The following is a 13,834-nucleotide window of genomic DNA, read 5'->3' on the forward strand; positions in this document are numbered from 1 at the left end:
GCGCTAATAATTATTGAGCTGATAAATGACAACGACTGAATCACCCTATTCAATCCTAATTGTTGAAGATGAACCCAAACTTGCACAATTGCTCATTGATTATCTGCAAGCATCAGGTTATCAAACACATTGGTTAGCCGATGGCGCGGAAGTCAGCCATTGTGTAAAACAGCAGCACTATGATTTAGTTTTGTTAGACCTTATGTTACCTGTAAAAGATGGCATCACAATTTGTAAAGAGTTGCGCCAATTCTCCGACATTCCCATTATTATGGTCACTGCCAAAACAGAAGAAGTCGATAGATTATTAGGTCTTGAAATTGGTGCTGATGATTATATTTGCAAACCATATAGCCCAAGAGAAGTGGTCGCCAGAGTCAAAACCTTATTGCGTCGTTATTATCGTCCTCAAGATATTGTTCAGAGCGATAAGTTAGTTGTGATTGATGAACAGGCTTATCAAATTCAATACAATAATAAAATTCTCGATTTAACCACCGCTGAATTTCGCCTATTAAAGGCCTTAGCCACACAACCAGGCAAGATATTAACGCGAGATCAGCTTATGGATCATCTTTATGATGATTACCGCATTGTGACGGATAGAACCATTGATAGTCATATTAAAAACTTGCGACGTAAACTTGAGCAACTTAACGATCAAATTGAATTTATTCGCTCAATTTATGGTCAAGGTTATCGTTGGGAAACCCAAGCTTACCGTTTTCGATGATATTTTTTCAGGAATACATTGAACCTCGCTACACTTAAGCGCTAGAATCCCCCCCTTTATGATATACCCCTACCCAATGTGTGGGGGACTGACTTGAAATCAGAACCAGGAAATTAACCATGTTTACACCCGAATTGCTCTCTCCTGCTGGCTCATTAAAAAATATGCGCTATGCATTTGCTTATGGCGCAGACGCCGTTTATGCAGGTCAGCCACGTTATAGCTTACGTGTGCGTAATAATGAGTTTAACCACGAAAACCTTGCTAAAGGTATTCAAGAAGCCCACGAATTAGGTAAGCGCTTCTATGTTGTGGTTAATATCGCACCTCATAATGCTAAATTAAAAACCTTTATCCGTGACTTAAAACCCGTCATTGATATGGGTCCTGATGCGCTGATTATGTCTGATCCGGGTTTGATCATGATGGTACGAGAAGCCTTCCCTGAAATGGATATCCACCTTTCAGTGCAAGCCAATGCCGTTAACTGGGCAACCGTAAAATTTTGGCGTCAAATGGGATTAACTCGCGTGATCCTTTCTCGTGAACTCTCTATTGATGAAATTGCTGAAATTCGTAAGCAAGTTCCTGATATGGAATTAGAAGTTTTCGTTCACGGTGCATTATGTATGGCTTACTCAGGCCGTTGCCTGTTATCTGGTTACATCAATAAGCGTGACCCGAACCAAGGTACATGTACTAATGCTTGCCGTTGGGAATATAAAGTCGAAGAAGGCAAAGAAGACGAGGTTGGTAATATCGTTGAAAAATACACGCCAATCCCAGTTAAAAACGTTGAGCCTACTTTAGGTGTTGGCGCGCCAACAGACAAAGTTTACTTAATCGAAGAAGCAAAACGCCCTGGTGAATATATGACTGCGTTTGAAGATGAACACGGTACTTATATCATGAACTCTAAAGACTTACGCGCGATTGAACACGTTGAGCAATTAACTCAAATGGGCGTACATTCGCTGAAAATTGAAGGTCGTACTAAATCCTTCTATTACTGTGCCCGTACTGCACAAATGTATCGTCGTGCAATTGATGATGCTGTTGCAGGTAAACCTTTTGATCCAACGTTGCTAACGACATTAGAAGGCTTAGCACACCGCGGTTATACAGAAGGTTTCTTACGTCGTCATACCCATGATGCGTACCAAACTTATGAATATGGTTATTCTGTCTCTGACACTCAACAATTTGTCGGTGAATTTACAGGTAAACGCGTAAACGGTTTAGCTGAAGTTGATGTTAAAAATAAATTTGTTTTAGGGGATAGCCTAGAATTAATGACACCAACTGGAAATATTCAATTTACGCTAGAAGCGCTGTTTAACAAAAAACAGCAACCAACGGATGTTGCACCAGGTAATGGTCACATGGTTTATTTATCTGTTCCTGAAGATGTTGATTTAGATTTTGCACTGCTGATCCGCAACCTACAAGGTACAACAACACGTCAACCACATAAAATTGATGCGGTAGAAGTGAAGTAAAGCGTCATAATCTGATTTAAAGTGGTCAATTTCAAATACAGATCACATCAATAATGATTTGTTTACCGTATCATCAGTTCCGAAAAATAAAGAACTAGAATGAATACAGTAAGACTAGGAACCACCTCCTTGGCAAATCCAATCTCCCTTGGATTTGCCTTTTCTTTTTGTCCCCTTCTTATCAATCCCCCTTTTGTATAAAACACACTCCTTTTTTCGTTATCATTTGTAAAAAACATAGTAATTTTCTCGATATCAATTACCTTTAAAAGAGTGATTCAATTAAAGGAACTCATCAATGAGTAAAATTAGTTTGCTAATCATTAATGGAAAAAGCGCGAATAATAGCGCATTAAGAAAAGCCGTTTACCAATTACGTGATGAAGGTTTTGATCTCCAAGTGAGAGTGACTTGGGAATCGAGTGATGTGCGACGTTTTGTACAAGAAGCTATTGATATAAATGCTGAAAACGTTATTGCAGCTGGTGGTGACGGTACAATTAATCGTGTTGCATCTGAATTAATTCATCTTTCAGCTTCATCTCCTCCCACTCTAGGTATTATTCCATTAGGCACAGCAAATGATTTTGCGACCAGCGCACAAATCCCTCGTGATATGGAAAATGCACTTAATTTAGCCGTTAAAGGTCGCGCTGTACCAATTGATGTTATCGCTGTGAATAAGACTCACTATTTTATCAATATGGCATCTGGCGGCTTTGGAACAAAAATCACAACAGAAACCCCTGAAGCCTTAAAATCAGCATTAGGTGGGGCCGCCTATTTTATTAATGGCCTTTTAAGTATTGACTCTTTAAAAGCGGATCATTGCACAATTGAAGCTGAAAATTTTCACTGGGAAGGTGAATCACTGATTTTAGGTATTGGTAATGGGCGTCAAGCAGGAGGAGGACAACAACTCTGCCCCGAAGCATTAATTAACGACAATAAACTCAATATCACCATTGTTGAAGCACACGAATTACTCCCTTCTCTTTTAAATAGTCTGTTTGATCGTAAAAAAAACGACAAGATTATCGAGCGCGACAGTCGCTGGGTAAACATTAGTGCTTCTCATGAAATGGTATTTAATTTAGATGGAGAACCACTTTTAGGGAATAAATTTGAATTTATTGTGTTACCTGAAGCGATCCACTGCCGGTTACCGCCTCAATGTGACTTGTTATCTTAGTGTAGATAAATGACAATCACTCTCATCTCATCATGAACTGGAGTATGTAATGACTGATATAGTAAGTTTGTTAGGTGCTGATGCAAAATCATTATTAGAACATCGTTGCCAAACCATCCCAAGCGAAAATCTCTACCTGCCAGGTTCTGACTTTGTTGATCGTGTTATGATTGATAACAATCGCCCTAATAGCGTGTTACGTTCAATGCAAACCCTGTTTAATCACGGACGTTTAGCGGGAACGGGCTATCTGTCTATTCTACCTGTTGACCAAGGTGTTGAGCACTCTGCCGCGGCCTCTTTTGCCGCAAACCCACTCTATTTTGATCCCAAAAATATTGTTGAGTTGGCTATTGAAGCGGGTTGTAACTGTGTTGCCTCTACTTATGGTGTTCTTGCTTCTGTTTCTCGTCGTTATGCACACAAAATTCCTTTCCTTGTGAAGTTAAACCACAATGAAACCTTAAGCTACCCAGCGCAATATGACCAAACACTGTATGCCAGTGTAGAACAAGCATTTGAAATGGGTGCTGTTGCAGTGGGTGCGACCATTTACTTTGGTTCACAAGAAAGCCGTCGCCAAATTGAAGAGATTTCAATGGCCTTTGAACGTGCTCATGAATTAGGTATGGTCACCGTATTGTGGGCCTATTTACGTAACCCTGCATTTAAAAAAGACGGTGTTGATTACCATGCAAGTGCAGACTTAACAGGCCAAGCGAACCATTTAGCCGCTACAATTGGTGCTGATATCGTTAAACAAAAAATGGCTGAAAATAACGGTGGCTTTAAAGCGATTGGTTTTGGTCATACTGATGAGCGTGTTTACACCAAACTCACCACTGAAAACCCAATTGATTTAGTTCGTTATCAATTAGCAAACTGCTATATGGGTCGTGCAGGGTTAATTAACTCTGGTGGCGCTTCAGGTAATAATGACCTTGAAGATGCTGTACGCACTGCGGTTATCAATAAACGTGCGGGTGGTATGGGTTTAATTTTAGGTCGTAAAGCCTTCAAAAAATCAATGAAAGATGGCGTTGCGCTAATTAATGCAGTACAAGATGTTTATCTAAATAAATCTGTCACTATTGCTTAAAAAAACAATTCTGCGACACGCTAAAGCCCCTTTTGTAGGGGCTTTTTTACATCACCACCAGCGATGAAAATGGTGTACAGGACCAAAACCTTGTCCAACCTCTAAACTGTCGGCATGTTCTAATGCTTGTTGTAAATAGGCTTTTGCTTGTTCAACACAAATTTGCCAGTTAGAAACTTGAGGACGAATAGCGGCCAAAGCGGCTGAAAGTGTGCATCCTGTCCCATGCGTATTTTTTGTATTAACGCGTTTTGAGGTAAATCGCCACTCACCTTCTTGAGTAAACAACCAATCAGGGCTTTCATTTTCGGTTAAATGCCCGCCTTTCATCAACACGGCTTTGCATCCTTGTTTTAGCAATGCATAGCCTTGTTGCTTCATCATTATTTCATCTTGAGCAACTTCACAACCTAGCAGCGCTGCCGCTTCAGGTAAATTAGGCGTGATCAAATCAACCAGAGGCAAAAGCTGAGTAACCATTTTATTAACCGCATCAGGCTGTAATAGAGGATCACCACTTTTTGCAATCATCACGGTATCAAGTACAACAAAAGGGATCGCATATTGCTGAAGCTTGTCGCAAACCACATCAATAATTGAGGCATTAGAGAGCATGCCAATTTTGGCACTATCAATTCGAACATCAGACAAGACAGCATCTAATTGAGCTGCAACAAAATCAGGGGATAAATCATAGACACTACGGACACCACAGGTATTTTGGGCAACCAGTGCCGTCATTACGGTTGTGCCATATACTCCCAGTGCGGAAAATGTTTTCAGATCGGCCTGAATACCTGCACCACCACTAGGATCGGTGCCTGCGATAGACAATGCATTGAATCTCACTGATTAACTCCTCCTTTCACCAGTTACAGAAAAGTCGGGCTCTGTTAATCAGCAGAGTTACCTTGACTTCCCTACGCTGGCATTATCCAGATCAGGTTATACGGGTTCATCTCAGCCATAAGGCGCCCCGAGCCAAAGCCTGTAAATTCAGGCGATAACGAGTATCGCATGCTCAAGATAAAGAAGCTAGCTTGATAGCTCATCTCAATCTATAGATTCTCTATTGTTGAGATTTGTGATTCAGTAAGATAAATCAGCTAAGGTTGTATATAATAAATACTAAGCCGATGGCTTCTATTGCATGACACATCAATTTAAGGAATATATTGCAGATATATTTAAATAATAAGAATAAAATAAATTATTTTGTTCATTTTAACGACAATCGATATATTATCTGCTAGATGAGGTATTTATAATGCATTTCTGGACAATCACACAATGCGGAGGGGCTAAATGAAAAATGAACCATCGCAACAGAATAATGGACAATCAATGCTTTATCTTATTCCTGATGCAGATTTTAATGTAAAGTTGAAAATTCACTCTAGAAATATTGATCATACAAAAGAATTCCTTGAAAAAGGTGTGGAAGACTTTGTATTACCAGAATATAGCATCCCTAATGGGTATCGTTTTGTTAAATCTTTAAAACGCAATCAATATCGTTTAATTTCAACTACCAATGCACCTGAAACAGTTTATCTTGTAGAACTTATTTTTCGCAAAGACATTATATTTAGTAAAACAACATGTACCCAAGTTAAAGTATGGCGAACTGTTTCTGAAGAACATGATATTGCGACAAGATATCTCCCTAGACACTTCTTTAGTTATTTACTTAAAACATACAACATTGTTGTTTCTGATGAAGAGCAAACCGGTGCAGGTAAGCGTTTTTGGGAAACAATGATTGATTGGGCTTTTACTGCTCACCTTAATGTTTATATTTCAGATGGAACAGAAGAAAACCGCCCTCTAACAGTAGTGAAAGATACTGATGATCTTTATGAAAACTGGGACGCTTTCTGCTGGGGTAAGGATCGTGATACTCATACTCACCGGCTCCTTGTTATTAGCCAAGAAAAATTATCTCAATAAATGCTTTCTTCACGTTGAGAGTGTGTAAGCAACAATTCTTTAATTTGCACTCTCTCAACATAGGATTATCTGTATAAAAAACAAACTGCACTCCTGTTGTTAACGCTTAAAACTAAACGTTTTATAAACCAACCTCTGTTTTTTTCTTTTTTTTATTTAACTCTTCTTATTCGTTACTCTATTATCCGCTGGAAATTAATCTCTTTTTATAACCTAATGTTATTGATATTAAATTTATCTCAATATTTTCATTAAGTCATAAAAATAGCTATTTTATGGAATTTTGCTGTTGAAAATGATCAACCTAAAATTATTTCTCTTTAACCTTATTTATCAGCTATTTATTAGCAATCTAATAAAAACTTAATTTTTCATTAAAAACAATACATTATTATAAAAATAAACAGCATTTAATATCAGAAAAAATTACATCCATAAATATAATAAATCTATTTATTTTCTTTATAACCGATTCTTATCCCTTAAGATTTTATTTAAGAAGTAAAGTTTCAGATACCTCTTATCTTAAATACTTGTCGATTAAATAACACTATTAGTAATGTTTATTTGTCATCACCAGAATCACTGTTTATGCCGTACTCGGAGTTATATTATGTCATCATCCTATTTTCACCCTAGCGTATTAGCCACAACGCTGTTGTCTCTTGCATTAACAACGTCTGCTTTCGCTTCTGAAAATAATTCCACTACCCATCAGATTATTACGACAGAAAACCAACAAATCACCAGTAATCCATCTCAATCTAATAATGAAGAAAGCTACTGGGGAAAATTCAAACGTAATGTCAATCAAACTTGGGACAATGACCAATATAACTACTATTTGCCTGTATGGACTTGGCATAATCGTTTTACTTACGATAAAGAAAAAACGGATCGCTATAACGAAACACCTTGGGGCTTTGGTATGGGTAAATATCGTTATGACAACGATGGTGATTGGCACTCTCTTTATGCGATGGCATTTATGGACTCTAATAACCGTGTACAGCCTATTATGGGCTATGGTTTTGAGAAAATGTGGTATCCTGGTGATAAAGATGGGTTTCGTATGGGCGCAGGTTTTACACTAAGTATTACAGCGCGCCATGAATACAACTATATTCCTATGCCACTCCCGTTACCGTTAGTGTCTGTCGGTTACGGACATCTTTCATTACAAGCCACTTATGTGCCTGGTACTTATAACAATGGTAACGTGTTATTTGCTTGGTTACGTTGGCAGTAATTTTTTATTTTTTCCGTTCAAAATAATTGCAAATAATAAAAATAGAACATAAAAAAACGCATCTTAATGATGCGTTTTTTATTATCCAAATAAGTCAGTAACATTTAAATATCTTGGCTTACTTGAGTACTATTAGGTGTTTTCTTCATACGGGAAATCTTAAATCCAACCCATAAGAACGCAATCCAGAATGGCATTAAAATTACCGAAATATTCACTTGTGGCATAAATAAGATAATCACTAAAATCATGCATAAGAAAGCCAGGCAGATATAGTTACCATATGGATACCAAAGTGCTTTAAAGAAAGGCTCTACACCCTCTTTTGTTTTTGCCGCTCTGAATTTTAAATTCGCTAAACAGATCATTATCCAGTTAAGTACTAGCGTGGTTACAACCAACGCCATTAATAGTTCTAGTGCCTGATCAGGTAATAAGTAGTTAACTAAAATACCTAATGAAGTCGCAATTGCTGACAATAGTAACGACACTACCGGTACACCACGTTTATTAATGCGAGAAAGCGCATGTGGCGCATTACCTTGTTTTGCCAAGCCATAAAGCATACGACTATTAGAATAAACACCACTGTTATAAACAGACAGTGCAGCAGTTAATACCACGGCATTTAAAATATTCGCGATTAAGAAATTATCCAAGTTATGGAAAATCAGTACGAACGGGCTTTCACCTTTCACAACTTGAGTCCAAGGATAAAGTGAAAGTAACACTAACAACGAACCGATATAGAAAATTAAAATACGATAAACAACTTGGTTAGTCGCTTTTGGGATGCTCACTTTTGGGTTTTCCGCCTCAGCCGCGGTGATCCCCACCAGCTCAAGTCCACCAAAAGAGAACATAACAATGGCTAATGCAGACATAAAGCCCGTAAAGCCATGAGGGAAAAAGCCTAGCTCCCATAAATTGCTAACCGAAGCTTGAGGGCCACCATTACCACTTGCCAGTAAGTAGCTCCCAAATAAAATCATACCAACAATCGCCAACACTTTAATAATGGCAAACCAGAACTCTGTTTCACCATACATCTTAACGTTGATCAAATTGATTAAGTTGATTGCTACAAAGAAGATAGCAACGGAAACCCAAACAGGAATATCAGGTAACCAATAGTTAATGTATTTACCTGCTGCTGTTAATTCTGCCATACCGACAAGAATAAACATCACCCAATAGTTCCAGCCAGATAAGAAGCCAGCAAACGGGCTCCAATATTTATTAGCAAAGTGACTAAACGAACCCGCAACAGGCTCTTCGGCAACCATTTCGCCTAATTGGCGCATGATCATAAACGCAATAAAACCACCAATAGCATATCCTAATATTACTGATGGGCCTGTCATATTAATAGTTTGCGCTATACCAAGAAACAGACCAGCGCCGACAGCACCACCCAGCGCAATTAGCTGGATATGTCGATTTTTCAGACCGCGCTTAAGTTCTGTCTGTTGCGACTCTCTCGCCATACATCCTCTTCTCTTTATTATTTTATCAACTTAACGTGTAAACTAATATTTACGATTTTGTTTATTTCAAGCCACCATTAAAACACTATTCTGACTTGAATAACAAATACATTTTATGCTAGGCGAAAAATAATAAGAAAAGCTATCTTTTAGTGATGTTTAGAGGGGAATAATGTGGTAAAGCGACAGAGACCTTGTTGGAAATCCTCTCCTCGATCGCAAAAATTATCTAAAGCCACAAGATAGAGGCCAAAGGTAATGACTAATGCAATAATTAAGCTAATAATTATTTTCTTTGCGTTCAATTTAAAATCCTTTAAATACATTTTGTTAGTATGACTTATCACATTATAAGCATTCGCTTAAATACGATAACAAGACAGGGGGTTGTTGTTATAAAATTCGCAATCAATTATCTCTATGAGTAAATTTAGCATAACTTTCATTATGAAAGGTAAACGCTTCCTCGACAGACTTCAGATAATTTGCATTATTTCGCTCTAAACTGTATGTAAAATGACCTTATATTATTTAAGTACACATTTTGCCAACGATTAGAGATAGCTATCCATTAATATGGATTTCTCTGTCTGCTATTTTTTGTATAAGATTAGGGAGTTAATTTTGATTTTTACCTTAACTTCATTGATAGAATGGAACTGTAATGCCACAAGATAATCATCTCGCATTGGTTTGCGCCCTAAGTAAATGGATTGAGGAACATTTAGGCCGTGTTATCCATCTTGAAGAGTTGGCGGCTTATTCTGGGTATTCTCTTTGGCACATGCAGAAAATCTTTAAAGAAGTCACGGGCACCTCTTTAGGAAAGTATATCCGTCAGCGTAGATTAGCTGGTGCTATTCACTTATTACGTACCAGTGAGCGCTCTATCTTCGATATCGCCCTTGATTTTGGCTTTGGTTCACAATCTCACTTTACTTATATGTTCCGTAAAGAGTATGGCATCACGCCTTTCGACTTCCGGCAAAATCAAGAGATCGTTTTAGAAACCAAACAGCCTTTACATTTACAGTCACCTTGTTGTGATTAACCCTTCCATTTATGTGGCATTATACAGATAGCCTTTAATGTCACATAAATAATACTCAAGCTATGTGATGATAGACCGCTTCGCCCTTCCTTTATCATAATTGCTTTTATTTAATATGGGGATGCTAATGAGTATTAAGCTTATCGCGATTGATTTAGATGGAACCTTGCTTAACAAACAACACGAAATTACGCCAGAAGTAAAACAAGCAGTTCAGCGAGCAAAAGAGGCGGGAGTTAAGATTGTATTAGCTTCAGGACGCTCCTTCAATGGCATCTCTCCCTATTTAAAAATACTCGGTCTTGATACCTCTGATTGTTACTGCATCAGCAATAATGGTAGCCAAATCCATCAAGCAGATAATGGTGAAGTGATTATTCAAGATCTGCTCAATTTTGAAGATTATCTCTATTTTGAAAACCTTGCTCGTGAGATTGGCGTCCATTTTCACGTTATCAGCGATAATAAGATTTATACTACCAACAGTCATATTAGCCATTTCACCTGCCAAGAAGCCTTTTTATCTTGGACTCCGCTTTATTATCGTCCACTGAATGAAATGCAAACTGATATGTATTTTAGTAAGTTTATGATTGTTGATGCACCTGCCGTTTTGGATAATGCTATTCAATATCTTCCTACTAATATTTATGAACAATACAGCATATTACGTAGTGCCCCTTATTTTATTGAAGTATTAAATACCAATGTCAATAAAGGGAGTGCGGTTAAAAAAGTTGCTGAACATTTGAAAATTACACCAGAAAAAATCATGTGTATTGGTGATCAAGGTAATGATTTGGCAATGCTAAAATATGCAGGTTTAGGTGTTGCGATGGGAAATGCGCCTGAAGAAGTGAAGAAAGTCGCTAAATTCGTCACACTTTCTAATGAAGAGCACGGTGTTGCAGCCGCTATCGATAAATTTATTTAAACACGATCTTTTTTGTGTTTTATCGCGAATGTCTACAAAATTATATAGCAATTGTGATCCTTAGCAGAGGATCACACTGCTTTTCGACCAAAAATATAGCCTTTTATTATTCTATAATTACTGTTAAATGAGCGTTAAATCTGCCTTTCTTCTTACATATCCTTCAGAATTTGTTACTATCAATTCACTTTTCGTTATTCAAACTGCATTTTCACAACATATTAAGCTGTTAATTAGGCTAGATATAGAATAACAAATATAAATCATTAATATATTTTCTTCACAGACAGGTAGTTTTAGTTATGCTTTCTACAAAAGACATGCTCGTTCTTGGGATGATGGTTTTCGCACTCTTCCTTGGCGCTGGCAATATTATTTTCCCTCCTATGGCGGGTTTCCAATCAGGAAGCCTCTGGTTTAGTACATCTTTAGGTTTCCTTGTTACAGGTGTCTTACTCCCTTTTCTTACCTTGGTTATCGTCGCAATTCGTGGACGTGGAGAGCGCCTTTCTGTCGATTTGCCTTCATGGGTGGCTGTGATTTTCTGGGTAGCACTGTATCTTATCGTAGGTTCTACTTTTGCGATGCCTCGTGTCACCAATACTGCTTATGAAATGGGTTTCTTACCTTTAGGGCTTATTGAGAAAAATACGGCAACACACCTTACTTTCGCACTTGTTTTCAATATCACAAGTATGTTTTTCATGCTCAAACAAGGCACAATGATAAGCGCCATTGGTAAGTTTATGACACCAGCACTGTTAATTCTGCTGGTGGTTGTGGGCATTGCTGTTGTGGCTAAACCGATTTCCCCAATTGGTGAACCAACAGGCCTTTATGCGGTAAATGGCTTCTTCTCTGGCTTTATTGATGGTTACCAAACCATGGATGTCCTCTCTGCTATGGCATTTGGTGGTATCGTTGCTCGTGCTTTATATACCAAAGGCATTACTGAACCACACCAGATCGGTTTTATTACCATAAAAGCAGGCATGATTTCAGTCTTACTATTAGCAGCACTTTATCTGTGCCTTTTCTACTTAGGTGCAACAAGCCACTCTGTTTCTGTTTTTGCTGATCCAGCACTCAATGCTACTAACGGTGGCCAGATTTTCTCACGTTATGTTGATGCGTTATTTGGCTCTGTGGGTACTTGGTTGATGGGAGGTATTGTTTTATTAGCCAGTATGACAACACTTGTCGGTGTAACAAGTGCTGCGGCAGACTACTTTGCGACATTCCATCATCGTTTAGGCTATCGCTTTTGGGTTGTGGTATTTACATTAATGACCACAGTTGTATCAACGTTTGGTCTTGATACACTATTACGAGTGACTATTCCTGCATTATTAATGATTTATCCAACATCAGTCACATTGGTATTACTGCAATTTATTCGTAATAAATTAAAAGCGCCTCGCTTTACCTATCGCTTTACAATTGCAATCATTGTTTTGATGAGCCTTTTCGATACGTTGAAACAATTGAAATGGTTAAATGCTGATTTACTGCAATTATTTAGCTATATCCCACTGTCTGATTATGGCTTAGGTTGGGTATTACCAGGTGCGATTGCATTTGTAATCTCGCTAGTTGTTAGCTTAAATTTTAAAGAAGAAAGTCTTCCAATAGAAAATACAGCGAAATAACCAGCATATATCACCTAATTTGTAATGCTGATTATAAGTTGATAAAAAAGCGTCTTCCAAATTTTATATTGGAGACGCTTTTTGCTTTTCTATTACCTGCATTTTTACTATCTATTCAGTACAGCTCATCACAGGAAACTTTAAGTTCGGTATTTCTCAATCAATGCCTTTAAAATCGCCTCTGATTGAGCATCAGGAATACCATCTGCTTTGCTCGACCTAAAATGCATTTGAAAAGCCTTCACTACTTTTTGTGCATTATTATCTAACACACCATTCGTTGGTGTTTGATAACCATATTGCTGTAATAACTTTTGGAAGTTCGCAACATCAACAGGCTCTGAAGGATCTCTACCTGCTAAATAAGTTTTCACTAATTGCTTATCAGGCCAAGCACCTATACCTTGACTGGCTAATCTTTCCCAAGGAAATAAAGGACCCGGATCAACTTTTCTGAGAGGTGCAATATCACTGTGACCCAAAACGTTTTGAGGTTCGATATCATAACGTTCAATAATATCTTTCATTACCGCTGAAATCGTCACGATTTGATCCGCTGTATAAGAATACCAATACCTAAACTTGCCATTATCACGGTAACCCAGATTGACTATCTCGATCCCAATAGAGCAATTATTTAGGCTAGTTGCGTCTCCCCACTGACTAATACCCGCATGCCATGCAATTTGCCTTTCATCCACTAAAGAAGTAATCACTGGCTTTCCATCAATAGATGAAGGATGTGTAGGGATCAAATAGTGACTACTGACTCGCCCCCCAGTAAGAACCTTAAGCGAGCGTTCATCATCTAGCGCGGTATAGTGCATCACCAGATATTTTACACAGTCATTTGCTTCCTGCTTATTAGGAATAACTTTAACTATATATTCACCTCTATCAATAAATACTGGTTGTTTGGCACAACTGGTTAAGAGGCTTATTGCAATAAGTAATCCTATATAATACCGACTAGACCTCATTTCTGATCCTT

At 38.0% G+C, this 13,834-nt stretch carries 13 protein-coding genes and 1 riboswitch; of the genes, 9 read left to right on the forward strand and 4 right to left on the reverse strand.

Annotated elements, in window-relative coordinates:
* The first annotated feature begins 25 nt into the window (after window positions 1–25).
* The 4 genes from baeR to fbaB all read left to right on the forward strand — a co-directional run bounded on the left by baeR (window position 26) and on the right by fbaB (window position 4,523).
* Complete coding sequence (gene baeR / locus ACWPWK_RS02715; protein ID WP_109374220.1) at window positions 26–733, forward strand: envelope stress response regulator BaeR; 708 nt, start codon at window positions 26–28, stop codon at window positions 731–733.
* Between the two features lie 119 nt (window positions 734–852).
* Window positions 853–2,232: a prephenate-dependent tRNA uridine(34) hydroxylase TrhP gene (gene trhP / locus ACWPWK_RS02720; RefSeq protein ID WP_109374219.1), complete on the forward strand. Its 1,380-nt coding sequence runs from the start codon at window positions 853–855 to the stop codon at window positions 2,230–2,232.
* Window positions 2,233–2,530: 298 nt separating this feature from the next.
* Window positions 2,531–3,424, forward strand: a complete 894-nt coding sequence (gene yegS / locus ACWPWK_RS02725) for a lipid kinase YegS (protein ID WP_109374218.1) — start codon at window positions 2,531–2,533, stop codon at window positions 3,422–3,424.
* Between the two features lie 49 nt (window positions 3,425–3,473).
* The gene (fbaB, locus tag ACWPWK_RS02730; protein ID WP_006533078.1) at window positions 3,474–4,523 is read left to right on the forward strand and encodes a class I fructose-bisphosphate aldolase; all 1,050 of its coding nucleotides are present in this window, start codon (window positions 3,474–3,476) and stop codon (window positions 4,521–4,523) included.
* A gap of 51 nt (window positions 4,524–4,574) precedes the next feature.
* Here the strand turns inward: fbaB and thiD are convergent, their stop codons facing one another.
* The gene (thiD, locus tag ACWPWK_RS02735; RefSeq protein WP_109374217.1) at window positions 4,575–5,372 is read right to left on the reverse strand and encodes a bifunctional hydroxymethylpyrimidine kinase/phosphomethylpyrimidine kinase; all 798 of its coding nucleotides are present in this window, start codon (window positions 5,370–5,372) and stop codon (window positions 4,575–4,577) included.
* A gap of 51 nt (window positions 5,373–5,423) precedes the next feature.
* Window positions 5,424–5,512: riboswitch (TPP riboswitch) on the reverse strand.
* Between the two features lie 316 nt (window positions 5,513–5,828).
* Between thiD and ACWPWK_RS02740 the strand changes: the two genes are divergently transcribed.
* Window positions 5,829–6,473, forward strand: coding sequence for a hypothetical protein (locus tag ACWPWK_RS02740; RefSeq protein ID WP_109374216.1), 645 nt, complete (start codon window positions 5,829–5,831; stop codon window positions 6,471–6,473).
* A gap of 613 nt (window positions 6,474–7,086) precedes the next feature.
* Entirely contained in the window at window positions 7,087–7,722 is a 636-nt protein-coding gene (gene pagP, locus ACWPWK_RS02745; protein WP_109374215.1) for a lipid IV(A) palmitoyltransferase PagP, read from the forward strand.
* 104 nt (window positions 7,723–7,826) lie between these two features.
* Here the strand turns inward: pagP and ACWPWK_RS02750 are convergent, their stop codons facing one another.
* On the reverse strand, window positions 7,827–9,209 hold the full coding sequence (locus ACWPWK_RS02750) for an amino acid permease (protein ID WP_109374214.1): 1,383 nt from the start codon (window positions 9,207–9,209) through the stop codon (window positions 7,827–7,829).
* A gap of 149 nt (window positions 9,210–9,358) precedes the next feature.
* Complete coding sequence (mgrB, locus tag ACWPWK_RS02755; protein ID WP_229096604.1) at window positions 9,359–9,535, reverse strand: PhoP/PhoQ regulator MgrB; 177 nt, start codon at window positions 9,533–9,535, stop codon at window positions 9,359–9,361.
* Window positions 9,536–9,873: 338 nt separating this feature from the next.
* Between mgrB and ACWPWK_RS02760 the strand changes: the two genes are divergently transcribed.
* From ACWPWK_RS02760 to brnQ, 3 genes are all read left to right on the forward strand, one after another.
* Window positions 9,874–10,260, forward strand: a complete 387-nt coding sequence (locus ACWPWK_RS02760; RefSeq protein WP_006533085.1) for a helix-turn-helix domain-containing protein — start codon at window positions 9,874–9,876, stop codon at window positions 10,258–10,260.
* A gap of 127 nt (window positions 10,261–10,387) precedes the next feature.
* Window positions 10,388–11,194 carry a sugar-phosphatase gene (yidA, locus tag ACWPWK_RS02765; protein ID WP_109374213.1) on the forward strand — a complete coding sequence of 269 codons (807 nt, stop codon included), beginning with the start codon at window positions 10,388–10,390 and terminating at the stop codon, window positions 11,192–11,194.
* A gap of 302 nt (window positions 11,195–11,496) precedes the next feature.
* Complete coding sequence (gene brnQ / locus ACWPWK_RS02770; protein WP_109374212.1) at window positions 11,497–12,843, forward strand: branched-chain amino acid transport system II carrier protein; 1,347 nt, start codon at window positions 11,497–11,499, stop codon at window positions 12,841–12,843.
* Window positions 12,844–12,983: 140 nt separating this feature from the next.
* Here the strand turns inward: brnQ and ACWPWK_RS02775 are convergent, their stop codons facing one another.
* A complete protein-coding gene (locus ACWPWK_RS02775; RefSeq protein ID WP_109374211.1) occupies window positions 12,984–13,823 on the reverse strand; it encodes an N-acetylmuramoyl-L-alanine amidase in 840 nt (279 codons plus the stop codon).
* Between the last annotated feature and the right edge of the window lie 11 nt (window positions 13,824–13,834).

This window comes from Proteus sp. Marseille-Q3619 (genome assembly GCF_965283115.1).